Source organism: Mesorhizobium sp. M1A.T.Ca.IN.004.03.1.1 (genome assembly GCF_003997555.1).
Lineage (GTDB): Bacteria > Pseudomonadota > Alphaproteobacteria > Rhizobiales > Rhizobiaceae > Mesorhizobium.
Map to the genome: position 1 here is coordinate 21,940 of NZ_RZTV01000007.1, position 14,820 is coordinate 36,759.

The window sequence follows — 14,820 nt, forward strand, 5'->3', positions numbered from 1 at the left end:
TGGGATCGCGCTCCGACGGCATTCGAACGCCATCGGAAGGCATTGGCGGCCGCCATTCTAATAGCCGGCGGTGTCGGGCTGATGCTGGCAGCACTGCCGCTCTAAGCCGAATTCACTTGCTGACGTCATAGCGCGCTCCGGGAGCGGCTGGATCCGTTTGCCGGCAACGCCGACCAAAATGCGAGGAGACATGGCCGGCCAAAGCGGCTTAGGCTATTGCCATACGACGGAATGTTCCTGGGGAGGAAAAGTCGATGGCCTCACGCTACCACGAAGTCTATGAGGGCTGGAAACGCGACCCCATAGCGTTCTGGGCCGAAGCGGCCAAAGCGATCGACTGGTATTCGCCAGCCGAAAAGGTCTTCGATCCGGCGGCGGGCGTCTATGGCCGCTGGTTCACAGGCGCCACCTGCAACACCTGCTTCAATGCCATCGACCGCCACGTGGCGGGGGGGCGCGCCGACCAGCTGGCGCTGATCCATGACAGCGCGATCACCGGCACGATCCGGAAATTCACCTATGCCGAACTGAAGCGCGAGGTGGTCGCGCTCGCCTCTGTCCTCAAGAACCGTGGCATCGGCAAGGGCGATCGGGTGATTATCTACATGCCGATGGTGACGGAAGCGGCGATCGCCATGCTCGCCTCGGCCCGCATCGGCGCCGTGCATTCAGTGGTGTTCGGCGGCTTCGCTTCGCATGAGCTCGCGACCCGCATCGACGACGCCAGGCCGAAGCTGATCATCACCGCTTCCTGCGGCCTGGAGCCGGGACGCGTCGTCGCCTACAAGCCGCTGCTCGACAAGGCGATCGAGATGTCGAAGCACAAGCCCGATGCCTGCCTGATCCTGCAGCGCGAGCAATTGCACTGTGAGATGAAGGACAATTACGACATCGACTATGCCGATGGGGTCGCCCGCGAGCGCGCCGCCGGCGCCAATGTCGACTGCGTGCCGGTCTTGGCCACCGACCCGCTCTACATCATCTATACCTCCGGCACGACCGGGCAGCCGAAGGGCATCGTGCGCGACAATGGCGGTCACATGGTCGCGCTGAAATGGACGATGGACAACGAGTTCGGCGTCAACCCCGGCGAGGTGTTCTGGGCGGCCTCCGACGTCGGCTGGGTGGTCGGCCATTCCTACATCGTCTACGGGCCGCTTCTGCATGGCTGCACCAGCGTGCTCTTCGAAGGCAAGCCGATCGGCACGCCGGACGCCGGCACCTACTGGCGGGTGATCTCGGAACACGGTGTGGTGGCGCTGTTCACGGCGCCGACCGCCTTTCGCGCCATCAAGGGGCAGGATCCGCGCGGCGAGTTCGTGCCGAAATACGATCTGTCGAAATTCCGCACGCTGTTCCTCGCCGGCGAGCGCGCCGACCCCGAGACCATCAAATGGGCGGAGCAGAAGCTCAACCGTCCGGTGATCGACCATTGGTGGCAGACCGAGACCGGCTCGCCAATGACCATCAACCCGGCCGGGCTCGGGCTATTGCCGGTGAAATACGGCTCGCCGGGCGTGCCGATGCCGGGCTACGATATTCGTATTCTCGACGATGCCGGCCACGAGGTGCCGCGCGGCACGCTCGGCAATGTCGTGGTCAAGCTGCCGCTGCCGGCAGGCTGCCTGCCGACGCTCTGGAACGCCGACGCCCGCTTCCGCCAAGCCTATCTCGAGGAGTTCCCCGGTTTCTACAAGACGGCCGACGCCGGCATGATGGACGAGGACGGCTATCTCTACGTCATGGCCCGCACCGACGACATCATCAACGTCGCCGGGCACCGCCTCTCGACCGGCGCGATGGAGGAGGTGCTGGCCGCGCATCCGGACGTCGCCGAATGCGCCGTGATCGGCATCGCCGACGCGATGAAAGGCCAGGTGCCGCTCGGCTTCGTCGTGCTCAACGCCGGTGTGGCGCGCGACACCGGCGCCATCGAAAGCGAGGTGGTGGGCCTGGTGCGCGAGCGGATCGGCCCGGTCGCAGCCCTCAAGACGGTGGTGACGATCAAGCGGCTGCCGAAGACGCGCTCCGGCAAGATCCTGCGCGGCACGATGCAGAAGATCGCCGACAAGGAGGAATGGACGATGCCGGCGACCATCGACGATCCTGCGATCCTCGACGAGATCACGGCGGCGCTCAAGGGGCGCGGCATCGGGATCTAGCCGTCTCGCGGGATCGCAACGCGAGGCGGCCTAGCGAATTCATCCTGCGCTGCAATCGACTGTTGTGCAATGCAGCAGCACCCCCTAGAAGTCTGCCCGGGGGGCCGTTCCGAAGGCACGGCATGGCTCAGCACAAGACCACATTCGGCGGCGTGGACATTTTGCGTTTCCTCGCCGCCGTCATGGTGATGTTCTATCACTACGGCTTCTGGGTATGGGCGTTTCCCGACGGCGTGTCGGCGCGCTCGACCGGCGGCATCCCTGCCCATCCCGAAATGGCGTTTGTCGGCTCCGGCTGGGTCGGCGTTCAGGTGTTCTTCGTCATCAGCGGCTTCGTCATCGCATTCAGCGCCGAGAATTCGACGCCGCTGAAGTTCTTCGAAGCCCGTGTCAGACGGCTGGCGCCGGCGGTCTGGGTCTGCGCGCCCATCTCCGCGATCGTGCTGCTGATGGTCGGTCTTTCCTGGCCGACCGATGCCGTGGTGCGACTTGCCCGCACGGCGCTGTTCGTGCCGTTCGAGCCATGGGTCGACAGTGTCTACTGGACGCTCGGCATCGAGATCGCCTTCTACGCCATCGTCTGGACCCTGCTGCGGTTCGAACGATTCGACCTGATGGAAGCTGTCGCCGTCATCATCGGCCTGCTCAGCACGCTGTTCTGGTGCCTCTATTTCGCCTTCGGCTGGACCGATCTCGCGGAGGCGCGCTGGCTGCAGCTCACCCTGGTGCATCACGGCGCGTTCTTCGCGGTCGGCGTGCTCATCTGGCTGATGCGCTTCAAGGCGGTGACAGCGGCACGGCTCTGCTTCTCGGCGCTGTTTCTCGCCGGCGGAGCGCTGCAGATCGTAAGCTCGGTCGACGTGCACAGCATCAAGGTGGAAGCGGCGATGCCCTATGCGCCGCCGATCATCATCTTCCTGGCCGCGGTGGCGCTGATGGCTTGGTCGCTGCGCCTCAACCTTTCCTGGCGCGGCTGGCGCCGGATCGGGCTGATGACCTATCCGCTCTACCTCATCCACGATGTCGTCGGCGCGGCGCTGCTCGGCGTGCTGATCCGCGCCGGCGTGCCATATCTCGTTTCGATCCCGATCGTCGGTATGGCCATGATCGCGGCAAGCTGGCTGGTGGCGGCCGAGGCCGAGCCGCGCGTCCGCATGCTGCTCGACCGCACGCTTTTCCGCTATCGGCTCAAAGCGGCCTAAAGCGCATCGCGCTGAAACGGAGTCAGGCGACGCTTTTCGGGGTATTGATGCACGTCGTTTTGCCAAGACCGCTGCGCCTTTTTGGCGATGTGCATCGAGCAGCCCGGTGTGGAAATGTTTGCATTCGACATGATATCGAGGCTTGGTCCACGCTCCGTGGCATGACCCTAGTTTGAGTACCGAGCCTCAATCCGTGAGCCTGTTCCAGCGATCGAGACGACCCCGGCCCTTGCCGCGCGAACGGCTGATGATGGACATGCGCGACACGGTGGTCTACGCGATCGGCGACGTGCATGGCTGCTACGACGAGCTGCGCACGCTGGAGCAGAAGATCGAGCTCGACGCGCTGCAGTTCCGCGGCCGCAAGATCATCATCATGCTCGGCGACTATGTCGACCGCGGGCCCAATTCGCGGCGCGTGGTCGAGCATCTGATGGCACCGCCGCCAGAAGGTTTCATGCGCGTGTGCCTTGCCGGGAACCACGAAGTGGCGATGCTCGCCTATCTCGACGGCCATCTGTCACTGGAGCCGTGGCTCCGCGTCGGCGGACGGGAAACGCTGTTCTCCTACGGTATCGATCCCGACCGCCTGGGCGATCTCTACGGATCGAGCGAAGAGGTAGACGAGCGTATCCGCGAGGCCGTTCCGGCCACCCACGTCGCCTTCATGCGCACGCTGCCGGTGATGATCTGTTCGGAGCGGTTCCTTTTCGTCCATGCCGGCATCCGGCCCGGCATCGCGCTCGAAGCGCAGGACGAGGCCGACCTGCTCAACATACGATCCGAGTTCCTGGCGGCGGCGCACCGCCTCGACCGCTGGGTCGTGCACGGGCATACGATCGTGGACGTTCCGACGCTCGACGGGCGGCGGCTCGGCATCGACACCGGCGCCTTCCAGAGCGGCCGGCTGACCGCCCTCAGGATCGTCGGCAAATATGGGCGGCTGCTGTCGACTGGAGAATAACCGCCGCGGCTTTTCGTCGAATGAACTGCTTTAGGCGGCCTGCTTGGCGCGCGATTCCGACTTCTCGAGGTAGTAACTCGAATAGCGGTCGAAGAACTTCTCCGAACCGCCGAGAGAGCCGTATTTCGCCAGCTTCTTCAGCTCGACCTTGTTGAGCACCGCGCCGGTGATCTTTTCGGCGATGTAGGGTTCGGACTCCAGCATCGAGCGCACCATGGCGCGTGGCGTGCGGCCCCACTCGGTGACGAGCACGAAGCCGTCGACCAACGGCGCGAAGGCCTTGGCGTCGACCACCGGGCCGAGCGGCGGCAGGTCGACGATGATGTATTCGAACGTCTCCTTGGCGTTCTCGATGAAACGCCGCATGCCGGCGGAGCCGAGAAGCTCGCTGGTGTGCGAGAACTGACCGCGCACCACCGCCGGGATGATCGCCAGCTTGGTCTGGCGGTCGACCTTGCCGACCGACTGCCAGGTCTGTCCATTGACCACCGCCTCCATCAGCCCGTGCTCCGACTCCATGCCGAGGCTGCGGCTGAGGCCCGGATTGCGCAGGTCGCCATCGATCAGCAAAGTCTTGGCGCCGTTGGCGGCGAGCAGACCGGCGAGGTTCGCCGCAACCGTCGACTTGCCTTCGCCGGGCAGGACGGAGATGACGCCGATCACCCGGCTGCCCTTGTCTTCCATCACCACGTCGAAAGCGATCTTGGCGTTGCGGAGCGTCTCGGCGAACATCGAGGCCGGCGCATCGAGGCTCACCCGCATGCGCGCCCGTTTCTCGGCGGCCGACAGGCTGGTGACCTTGCCGTCGGCCGGCAAGTCGTCCGGCTTCGACTCCTTGGCCTTGCCGCCGCCGATCGTCGGCAGATAGCCGAGGAACTTCAGGCCGACACGGTCGCGAATGTCCTCGCCTGTCCGGAAGAAGCGCTCGTTGAATTCGTTCAGGCCTCCGCAGCCGGCGCCGAGCATGAGGCCAAGCACCAGCGAGAGCGCCAGCACGCGCAAGGTGCGCGGAGCCGAGGCGGTGAGAGGCATCGACGCGTCGGAGATGATGCGGACCTTGCCGACCGGGAATGACTGCTGCTGCGACGCTTCCTCGTAACGGCTAAGGAAGGTCTGATAGAGCGTGGTCAGCGCCTGCGCCTGCTGATCGAGCTCCTTCAGCCTGACCTGCGACTGGTTGTCGATCGAGCTCTTGCCTGCCTGGGTGGCGATTTTCTCCCTAAGCGCGGTCTCGCGCGCCTGCGCCACCTGATAGTCGTTTCGGTAGCTTTCGGTGATCTGTTTCAGCTGTCCGAAGATCTGCGCCGAGACGTCGGCCTTCTCCTTGGCCAGCGCAACCGCCTGCGGGTGATCCTTGCCGAAGTTGTTCTCGACGTCCTGCAACCGCTTGGCGATCGCGAGATAGCGGGTTTTCAGCGCGATGATGACCGAGCTGCTCGGCTGATCGGCCGCTATCGCGGAATCGTTGAAGGCGCTTTCGGAGCCGCTGTCGACGATTGCCTTGTACTGCTGGTAGCGGGCGCTGGCGCGGGCTGTATCGGCCTGCGCGACGATGAGCTGGGCGTTCAGGTCGGCGAGTTGCTTGTCGCTGAGCAACTGGCCGTCGCTGTTTGCCGAAAGCCCGTGCTCGGCCCTGAACTTCTCGACCGCCAGCGCAGCTGCCTGCGAGCTTTCGCGCAGTTCGGTCAGCCGGCCCTGCAGCCAAACGGCCGCGCGCTCGGTGGCGTCGAAGCTGGCGTTGAGCTGGTCGGCAAGGTAGGCGTCCGCATAGGCCTTGGTGATGGCCGTGGCCAAAGCCGGATTGGTCGACTGATAGCCGATGCTGATGACATTGCTGCGGCCGTTGCGATCCGCCATCAATCCGGTTTGCAGCACGAGGACCGCGTAGTCATGGGTTGCCGCCTTCATCATGGCTTCGCGCGTTGCGGCATCGACATTCTCGATCCCGGGGATTTGGTTGCCGCCGCCGCTGCGGAAATAGCCGACGATGCCGCGCAAGAATCCGATTCCCTGGGCCAAAGCCGATTGCGGCGGGTTCATGAATTCCTGGTTCTGGTCCAGCTTCAGCTTGTCGACCACCTCCGATGCCAGCCGCGCCGAGTTGAGTATCTCGATCTGGCTGAGGATCGTCGCGTCCGTCTGCTGCGTGGCACTGACAGCCGAAATGTCGTCCACGACCTTGTTCAGGCCGTCGTCGATCAGCACGCTCGCAAGGGAGGTGTATTGCTTGGGCGTCGTCTGGAGATAAATCACACCCAGGAACAGACCGATGACGGCGCAGACCGCCACCACCTTGGCCTGCCGGGCGGCCATGCCAAGCAGACGCTCGATGTCGATGAAGTCTTCACCCTTTTCCGGTTCGGTGCTGGGCAATGGCATCCTCTTGTCGAGAGGAAAGTTGGCATAATTCATCGTCGGTCCAATTCCAGGTTGCAGGCGCTACCGGCCTTCGAAGAGTGTCGTCGTTACCAGAAAAGGCCACGCAACATTCGTGCCACGGAGCGCCCGGCCAAGAAGGCCAAGCGCTTGCGCGGCTGTCGCGCCATCGCGATTTCGCATATGCACCCAAAATTTGGGCATTATGCGGCTACTTCCCGGCGCTCGTGCGACCGGACGAATTGCTGCAGCATTTCGAAGACAGGTCCTTTCATGTCGTCGCGCGCCAGAGCAAAGGCGATGGTGGCCTCGATGAAGCCCTCCTTGGAGCCGCAGTCGAACATGCGGCCGTTGAAGGGCTGGGCAAAGAAAGGCTGGCTTTCAGCCAGTCGAACCATGGCGTCGGTGAGTTGGATCTCGTTGCCGGCGCCGCGTTGCTGGGTGCCGAGCAGGGCGAAGATCTCCGGCTGCAGGATATAGCGGCCGTTGATGTAGAAGTTCGACGGCGCGTTGGCGGGGGCCGGCTTCTCGACCATGGCGGTCACTTCGAAGCCCGAGGCCACCTCGGCGCCGCGGCCGACGATGCCGTATTTGCTGGTTTCCGAAGGATCGCAGCGCTCGACGGCGATGACGTTGCCGCCGGTCCGCTGATAGAGGTCGACGGTTTCCGCTAGGCAGCCCGGCGCGCCGAAGGACACCATGTCGGGGAGCAGCAGCGCGAAGGGCTCGTTGCCGATCACGTCGCGTGCGCACCATACGGCATGGCCGAGACCGTGCGGCGACTGCTGGCGGATGAAGGAGGTGGCGCCGGCCACCGGCAGCAAGCTTTCCAGCGATTGGAGCTGCGCCTTCTTGCCGGTCTGCTCGAGCGTCCCGATCAGTTCAGGGTGCAGGTCGAAATAGTCTTCGATGACCGCCTTGTTGCGCCCGGTGACGAAGACGATGTGCTCGATGCCGGCCTCGAAGGCCTCGTCCACGGCATATTGCACGACAGGCTTGTCGACGACGGGCAGCATTTCCTTCGGCATCGACTTGGTCGCCGGCAGGAACCGCGTTCCGAGCCCCGCCACCGGTATGACTGCCTTCCTGACTTTCTGCATCGCTTATTCCTTCTGAGGATATCGCTTTTTTACCTATCGCTGGCTATGAAACCGCATTCCATGCGCCTGCATGCTTCACCTCCCCGTGCCCACGGCAAACTGTGCCGCAACCCTTCTCAGCCGAACCGCGATCGGCATCGACATATGCCGGACCGCGGCCGGATCGCTGAGCGCCGTGCGTATCGCCTTCAGCGGCGCACGCGCCTTGATGTGCTGCACCAATGACAGGAACGAGGCCGCCTTGCGCAAGCTGCGGCCGCGTCTGGCGAAAGCCGCCTTGGCGCCGTCGTCCATGAAATGCTCGGCCGCGAAGGCGGCATCGGCCTCGGCCATCGCCTCGACATGATGCAACTCGAGCACGCGCGAGATCGAGCCGCTGCGGATATGGTAGACATAGCCGACGGTCGGCTCGACCACGCAGCGGCCGCCTTTGGCCAGCGCGCTCGCCAGAAGAATGTAGTCTTCGCCGATGCGCAGCTTCTCGTCGTAGCGGAGCTGATTTTCGTCCAGGAAATGGCGCTGGAAGATCGGCTTCAGATAGCCGAGGTTGAAGCGCGAGTCGAAAACGATGTTGCCGGCGATATAGTCGGTCAGCGAGATTTCGCCGAGCCCTTCGAGGTACCCGGTCGGGAACATGATGTCTTCGGGCGTGCCGTCTTCGCGCACGACCTGGACATTGTCGACCGCGATCTCGGCACCCGCCTTCTCCGCCCGCGCGATCATGGCCGCCAGTCTGCCGGGCAGGACGGCATCGTCGGAATCGAGCACGGCGACCCAGCGGCCGCGGGCCAGATCGAGCCCGGCATTCCTGGCGCCGCCGGGGCCGCGGTTGGCAGGAAGCGCGACCACCTTGACGATGTCCCGAGGATAAGCGCGCGCGACATCGAGCGTGCGGTCGCTCGACCGGTCGTCGACGACGATGACTTCGATCGCGACATCGCGCTGGGCCATCGCGCTGGCGATCGCCCGGTCGAGAGTTGCCTCGGCGTTGTAAGCGGCGATGACGAAGCTGACGTCAGGCTGCACGCTTTTCCCCTTCCTGCTGAGTGATGCCGTACTGGCGGATTTCGCGGACTCCGACCAAACCGCTGACGACGCCGAGATGCATAATGCCGCGCAGGATGCTGCGGTTCCGTCGCACCGGGCTGACTGCGGCCAAAAGCGCCATACCGAAGCAGTAGCCCGCCTTCGCCGAGGCGAGACCGATCTGGCAGACGCGGCGCAGGCCGCCGATGTTGCGCCCGATGAGATGGCCGTGCGTCTGCCCGAAGCGGAAGCGGCGGCGGCGCAGCCAGTCGAAGGCGGCCCTCGAGCTCGGCACCACCTCGTCGACGAAGGCCTGGGAGGCAAAGGCGATGCGCCCGCCGGACTTGACCACTGAATCGAAGAATTCGGTGTCCTCGCCGCCGGTCTGGCCACGCGCCAGGCTGAAGCGCCGGTTGCGCAGGCTTTCCTCGGTCATCCTGAGCAGGACGTTGCAGGTGTAGCCGGTGCGGATCTCGCCGCGCACCCAGACGGGCAAGGTCGAGTGGAAATCGCCTTTGCGCATCCAGTCCGGCGCGTCCTGGCGATATGTCGCGCGGACCGGCCCGAGCACGGCCGTCGCGCCGGTCGCCTCCGCGGTCGCCAGGAGTTCGACGAGCCAGCCCGGCGAAGCCGTCTCGTCGTCGTCGATGAAGGCGACGAGGCCCGAGACGCTGGCATCGAGGCAGGCGTTGCGAGCGATCGAGATGTTGCGCGCCGGCGCGTGGCGATAGCGGATCGGCAGCTTCAGTTCCTGCGCCAGCGCCTTCACCAGCGGCTGCGCGCTCGGCTCGTCGTCATTGTCGGCAACGACGATGCCGATCTCGAAACCGGCGGGGTTCTCCAGCGCGGCGATGGAGCGCAGCGTGTCGGCAAGCTCCGGCCTGCGGAAAGTGCAGATGCAGATGTCGATGCTGCCGCTCTTCTTCGCAGCCATCACGCCGCCTCGCGCGACGGCTGCGGGCCGAAGAGTTGCAGCCAGAAGCCCATGGACCAGCCCAGATGCATGACCATCACCGACACGCCGGCCAGCGCTATGGCGGGATTCCGCTGGCTGATCGCGGTCCGGACGCCGTAACCGAGGCAGACACCCGCCCACACCAGAAACGGCACGGCCGCCAGAACAAAGATCGGAGACAAGAGCGCCATCAGGACCACCGGAAACACCAGCAGCGGGATCATCTGCCGCAGCTTCGGCATCATGCGATGCTTGAGCACGTTCCTGGCGCGGCCGCGGCCATAGCCGAGATATTGGAAAAACAGGCTCTTCAAGGTGGAGCGCGGATAATAAACCATCTGCGTCTTGCCGCTCATCCAGATGCGGTAGCCGGCCAGACGGAGGCGGTGATCGAGCTCGGCGTCCTCGTTATGGCTGAAGCTCTCGTCATAGCCGCCGACCGCGCGGAACGCGGCAATGCGCATCAGCGCATGGTGGCCGTGGTCGACCCACTCGCCGGCCGACATGTGGCGGTGCTTGGAGCCGCCGGTGCCGAGCCTGGAATTCTGCGCCGCCGCCACGGCCTTCTGTACCGCGCCCGTGCCGCTGGTCAGCATCGAAACGACGACCGAATCGGCACCCGTAGCTTGCGCTTCCTCGACCAGCCTGTCGCAATAATCGGCGGGATATCCGCCATGCGCATCGATGCGGATGAGATAGTCGGCGTCGTCGCCGAAGGTCGCCACCGCAAGGTTGATCGCCGCGCTCTGGATGCGCTTCGGATTGGCGATCAGGATGACGCGTGGATCCTCCGCAGCGAGTTCTTCGACGATGCCTTGTGTGCCATCGGTGCTGCCGCCGTCGGCCACGACGATGCGCGCGCCGAGCCGCGCCGCGGCCGGCCGCAGCCGCTGGAGCAGCCCGCCGATATGAGCGGCCTCGTTGAGGCACGGGATGACGATCAGGCTCGATGCCGTCGTGCGCGTCATCGGGTTTTGTCCATTCTTAGCCATCCTATGCCAGCGCCTCGGTCGCAAAGCTCCCGCGACCGGCGGTCAGGCCGCGCAGCTTGTCGACAAAAGCCAGGCAATCGCTGCGGTCGTAGCTCCAAGTCCGCGGATTGCGTGCCAGCACCCGCGACTTCAGCTTGCCGTAGTGTTCCTGACCCATTCGGCCGAGCGCGGTGTCGAGTCCTTCGGACGTCGCCTCGGACAAAAGCACACCGATGTCCTGCTGCTTGAGGAACCGGCCGGTTTCGGTGCTCGCCATCGAGATCGGCACGGCGCCGAAGCGGCAGCCTTCGTAGAGGCGGTTGGGAAGCAGCCATTCGGAATTCTGGCCCTGCTCGAAGAAATCGATCGCCCAGGAGAAATGCACCTCGCGGTAGATCGCCGGCATGTCCTCCGGATTGCGATAGGGACCGCGGAAGGAAAGCCAGGGCTCGGCTTCGACAAAGGCATGAAAATCCGGGAATTCGGAGAGCGCGGGACGCCCCCTGAGCACCACTTCAAAGCGTCCGTCTTGCCGGCGGGTGAACTCGGCCAGGAGTTCCAGCGAGCGCCGGCAGCGCAGCGCGCCGAACCAGCCGATGCGCCAAGGCGGCGCCGCCGGACTGTCGTCCTCGCGGCGATGATCCGCCGGCACGGGCATGGTGTCGAAATATTTGTTCTCGATCAGCTCGACCGGCGCCGCGATTTGCCCGAACGGCTTGAAATAATTGGCAACGAAGGCGGGAGAGCTGGTCACCAGAAGCTTGACGTCGCGGGCCAGATGGCGTTCGGCGCCGCGCAACGTCTTGCCGATCAGGTCGTTGCGCAACACCAGCCGATGGATGTCGAGGCACTCGTAGACGATCGGCACGCTGGCGCCGAAAGCGCGCCTGGCGCGGCTGGCAAGCGCCAGCATCTCGAGATTGCGCGCGATGATCAGGTCGGGTCGCGCCAGGCCCGCGAATTTGGCGCCGATCGACATGGCGGCCTTGGCAACTGCGCCGATGCGCTGGGCGAATCGGCCATCGCGCGTCGGTCCGAGGTCGACGGGCCTGATGCCCTCGATCTCGGCGATCGGATTGGAGGTGCGACGGAAGCCCGCCAGGGTTATCCCGGCGCCGCCTGCCCTGAGCATTTTTATCCTCCGGCGCACCGCCGGGTCGGATATGTCATGCACAAGGTACAAGACATGCAGCATGAAACTCGACCGCTTTTGGGCCCGCCACCCAAGAGGGGATGCTAGTACAGCTTTTGCTGCATCGCAACATTTTTGGTGCAGCGTAGCAATCGGCGCACATTTTTTGTTGCGCTGCAAAAACTTCTTGCGGTAGTTTGTGCATGGCGGCGGGCGCCGGTCGCGACGATGACTGGCGCAAAATCAGGAATCCAGAATTTGGAAACCAGTGCATTCGATCCGCCCGAGGGCTCCCTGCGCAGATCGGTCGGGCGCGGCGCCGTCGTCACCGCGATGGCGCAGGGCGTGCGGGTCGCCACCCAAATCGTGTCGGTCATCGTGCTGTCGCGGCTTTTGTCGCCGCAGGATTTCGGCGTCGTGGCGATGTGCGCGCCGGTGCTCGCCTTCATCGCGCTGTTCCAGGATTTCGGCCTGACCCAGGCGACGATCCAGAAAACCGGCATCGGGCACGAAGAGGTCAACTACCTCTTCTGGATCAACACGGCGGTGAGCGCGATCCTGGCCTTCGTGCTTGCTGCGGCGGCTCCCCTGGTGGCCGCCTTCTACGGCGAGCCGCGCGTCACGGGGCTGGTTGCCGCCTTCGGCCTGCAGATCATGGCCTATGGTCTCGGCGCCCAGCATCTGGCGTTGCTGACGCGCCGCATGGAATTCAGCCGGCTCGCCGTCATCGACGTCGCCAGCGCCGTTACGGGCCTTGTGGTCTCGATCGCCTGGACCTTCATCGACCGCTCCTATTGGGCGCTTTTTGCCGGTACGCTGACCGGCGCCGTGTTGCCGACGCTTTGCTACTGGGTGTCATCGCGCTGGCGTCCGGGGCTGCCGCGCAAGGTCGAAGGCATCAGCCAGCTGATCAATTTCGGCGCCGGCATCACCGGCTTCAACTTCGCCAATTTCTTCGCCCGCAACCTCGACAATGTGCTGATCGGCAAATATTGGGGCGAGGCGCAGCTCGGCCTCTACGACCGCGCCTACAAGCTGCTGCTTTTCCCGCTCAGCCAGATCACCAACCCGCTGTCGAAGGTGATGGTGCCGGCACTTTCGCGGCTGAAGGACGAGCCGGACCGTTATCGCAGCGCCTATCTGCGCGTCATGCCGCTGATCCTCCTGGTGGCGTTGCCGGGCGTGGCCTTCGCCACCGCCATGTCGGATACGCTCATTCCTTTCGTGCTCGGCCCGCAATGGCGGGAGAGCGCCAACATTTTCCTCGCGCTGGGCTTCGCCGGCCTGCTGCAGCCGCTCAACAATCCGGCCGGATGGCTGTTCGTCAGCCAGGGCCGTTCGGGCGATTTCATGCGCTGGGGCATCATCACCGCCGTCACCTCGGTGCTGGCCTTCGCCATCGGCCTGCCTTATGGCGCGCTCGGCGTCGCGGTCGCCTATGCGGTCAGCGAATATCTGCGGACGCCTTTCCTCTGGCTCTATGTCGGCAAGGCCGGGCCGCTGCAGGCGAGCCATGTGCTGCACGCAGCCGCCCCCTTCGTGCTCGGCGCGCATCTGGCGCTGGCCCTGGTCTGGGTCGCCAAGCCGATGCTGCCGGCGCAGCCCATCATCGCTCTCGCAGGCGGCGCGGTGCTGTCCTATGTCGTCACCATCATCGTCGCGCTCGCCTTCGGCGCCGGCCGCGAGGCGCTTCGGGAGGCCCTGCGGCTGATCCCGGCGCGCGGGTTTTCGCCCGCGCCCAGTGAGGCGAAATGACCTTGCCGGCGCAAACCGCCAGGCATTCCGGCCGCCGCCGGACAGCCCAAAACTGCTGATTCTTGAGGGTTAGGCAACAGCATGAATTACCGATCGATCTCAGACATGAACGACGCGATCGCGCGGAACCTGCACCGGCTGCCGCGCGACATCGACCTGGTGGTTGGCGTGCCGCGAAGCGGCATCCTCGCCGCGACGCTGGTCAGCCTGACGGCGAATATCCCGATGACCGATCTCGACAGCTTTCTCGCCGGCAAGATCTACACCTCGGGGATCACCAAGCGGCGTGCGGCGCTCGATCGGCAGCATTCCGAAATGCGCAAGATCCTGGTGATCGACGACAGCGTCAGCGGCGGCAACGCCATGCGCGATGCGCGCAGCAAAATCGCGGCTGCCGGCATCCCGGGCGATTTCGTCTACGCGGCCGTGTTCGGCCTGCTTTCGCAGCACAACGAAACCGACATCGTCTTCGAGGTCGTGCCGCATCCCAGGATGTTCCAGTGGAACTTCATGCACCACGTCTTCCTCGAGCAATGCTGCGTCGACATAGACGGCGTGCTTTGCCTCGATCCGACGGCGGACGAGAATGACGACGGGCCGGCCTACGAAAAATTCCTCAGCGAGGCGCGGCCGCTTCTCGGGCCGACGCGCAAGATCGGCTGGCTGGTGACCAGCCGGCTGGAAAAGTATCGCAAGCTGACTGAAGCCTGGCTGGCCAAGCACGAGATCAAATACGACCATCTCGTCATGCTCGACCTGCCGAGCAAGGCCGAGCGGCAGCGGCTTGGCGCGCATGGCAGCTTCAAGGCCGAGTTCTATCGCAAGTCGGACGCCATCCTGTTCATCGAGAGCGAGCACGAGCAGGCGCTCAAGATCGCCAAGCTATCGGGCAAGCCCGTGCTGTGCGTCGAAACCAACATCGTGAGCTTTCCCGACGCGTTTTCCCTGCCGGCGCTGGAGCAGGCGGCCCGCAACCTGCCGGCACGGCTCAGGCAGATCAATTCGCCCGAAGGGCGCAAGAAGGTCATCAAGACCGCCGCGCGCGCCCTGCTCGGCGAACGCGCCTATGAAATGCTGAAGAGCCGGGTCAAAAGGCCAGCGTAAGCAAAGCCTTACGCGGAACTGAGGTGCCTCGCGCCGAATCGAATTCAGTCGACGCGCTTTTCAGTCTTTGTTT

The 14,820-nt window shown here is 64.6% G+C and carries 11 protein-coding genes; 5 read left to right on the plus strand and 6 right to left on the minus strand.

Annotation, left to right across the window (positions count from 1 at the left end):
- Nucleotides 1-254: 254 nt before the first annotated feature.
- From EOD29_RS21260 to EOD29_RS21270, 3 genes are all read left to right on the plus strand, one after another.
- Nucleotides 255-2,162, plus strand: a complete 1,908-nt coding sequence (locus tag EOD29_RS21260; RefSeq protein ID WP_127247737.1) for a propionyl-CoA synthetase — start codon at nt 255-257, stop codon at nt 2,160-2,162.
- Between the two features lie 122 nt (nt 2,163-2,284).
- Nucleotides 2,285-3,364 carry an acyltransferase gene (locus EOD29_RS21265; RefSeq protein WP_127247739.1) on the plus strand — a complete coding sequence of 360 codons (1,080 nt, stop codon included), beginning with the start codon at nt 2,285-2,287 and terminating at the stop codon, nt 3,362-3,364.
- Between the two features lie 229 nt (nt 3,365-3,593).
- Nucleotides 3,594-4,328, plus strand: coding sequence for a metallophosphoesterase family protein (locus EOD29_RS21270; protein ID WP_348630432.1), 735 nt, complete (start codon nt 3,594-3,596; stop codon nt 4,326-4,328).
- Nucleotides 4,329-4,358: 30 nt separating this feature from the next.
- On the opposite strand, the gene EOD29_RS21275 is transcribed toward EOD29_RS21270, so the two are convergent.
- From EOD29_RS21275 to EOD29_RS21300, 6 genes are all read right to left on the minus strand, one after another.
- Nucleotides 4,359-6,740: a polysaccharide biosynthesis tyrosine autokinase gene (locus EOD29_RS21275; RefSeq protein WP_095777034.1), complete on the minus strand. Its 2,382-nt coding sequence runs from the start codon at nt 6,738-6,740 to the stop codon at nt 4,359-4,361.
- Nucleotides 6,741-6,907: 167 nt separating this feature from the next.
- Nucleotides 6,908-7,804, minus strand: a complete 897-nt coding sequence (gene galU, locus EOD29_RS21280; RefSeq protein ID WP_067003460.1) for a UTP--glucose-1-phosphate uridylyltransferase GalU — start codon at nt 7,802-7,804, stop codon at nt 6,908-6,910.
- Nucleotides 7,805-7,879: 75 nt separating this feature from the next.
- Complete coding sequence (locus tag EOD29_RS21285) at nt 7,880-8,830, minus strand: glycosyltransferase family 2 protein (protein ID WP_127247743.1); 951 nt, start codon at nt 8,828-8,830, stop codon at nt 7,880-7,882.
- Nucleotides 8,820-9,764, minus strand: coding sequence for a glycosyltransferase (locus EOD29_RS21290; RefSeq protein WP_127247745.1), 945 nt, complete (start codon nt 9,762-9,764; stop codon nt 8,820-8,822). The genes EOD29_RS21285 and EOD29_RS21290 overlap by 11 nt, the downstream gene beginning before the upstream one ends.
- Nucleotides 9,764-10,753 carry a glycosyltransferase family 2 protein gene (locus EOD29_RS21295; protein WP_095824413.1) on the minus strand — a complete coding sequence of 330 codons (990 nt, stop codon included), beginning with the start codon at nt 10,751-10,753 and terminating at the stop codon, nt 9,764-9,766. Before EOD29_RS21295 ends, EOD29_RS21290 begins: the two co-directional genes overlap by 1 nt.
- Nucleotides 10,754-10,778: 25 nt before the next feature.
- A complete protein-coding gene (locus EOD29_RS21300; protein WP_127247747.1) occupies nt 10,779-11,951 on the minus strand; it encodes a glycosyl transferase family 1 in 1,173 nt (390 codons plus the stop codon).
- A gap of 195 nt (nt 11,952-12,146) precedes the next feature.
- Here EOD29_RS21300 and EOD29_RS21305 point away from each other — a divergent pair, with 195 nt between their 5' ends.
- Nucleotides 12,147-13,643, plus strand: coding sequence for a lipopolysaccharide biosynthesis protein (locus EOD29_RS21305; protein ID WP_127247749.1), 1,497 nt, complete (start codon nt 12,147-12,149; stop codon nt 13,641-13,643).
- An 81-nt stretch (nt 13,644-13,724) separates the two neighbouring features.
- Entirely contained in the window at nt 13,725-14,747 is a 1,023-nt protein-coding gene (locus EOD29_RS21310; RefSeq protein WP_127247751.1) for a phosphoribosyltransferase, read from the plus strand.
- Nucleotides 14,748-14,820: the final 73 nt, after the last annotated feature.

Bases quoted from the DNA above. Each gene is read 5' to 3' on its own strand.
- EOD29_RS21260 (WP_127247737.1), top strand. From the start codon at position 255: ATGGCCTCACGCTACCACGAAGTCTATGAGGGCTGGAAACGCGACCCC.
- EOD29_RS21265 (WP_127247739.1), top strand. From the start codon at position 2,285: ATGGCTCAGCACAAGACCACATTCGGCGGCGTGGACATTTTGCGTTTC.
- EOD29_RS21275 (WP_095777034.1), bottom strand. From the start codon at position 6,740: ATGAATTATGCCAACTTTCCTCTCGACAAGAGGATGCCATTGCCCAGC.
- galU (WP_067003460.1), bottom strand. From the start codon at position 7,804: ATGCAGAAAGTCAGGAAGGCAGTCATACCGGTGGCGGGGCTCGGAACG.
- EOD29_RS21290 (WP_127247745.1), bottom strand. From the start codon at position 9,764: ATGGCTGCGAAGAAGAGCGGCAGCATCGACATCTGCATCTGCACTTTC.
- EOD29_RS21295 (WP_095824413.1), bottom strand. From the start codon at position 10,753: ATGACGCGCACGACGGCATCGAGCCTGATCGTCATCCCGTGCCTCAAC.
- EOD29_RS21300 (WP_127247747.1), bottom strand. From the start codon at position 11,951: ATGCTGCATGTCTTGTACCTTGTGCATGACATATCCGACCCGGCGGTG.
- EOD29_RS21310 (WP_127247751.1), top strand. From the start codon at position 13,725: ATGAATTACCGATCGATCTCAGACATGAACGACGCGATCGCGCGGAAC.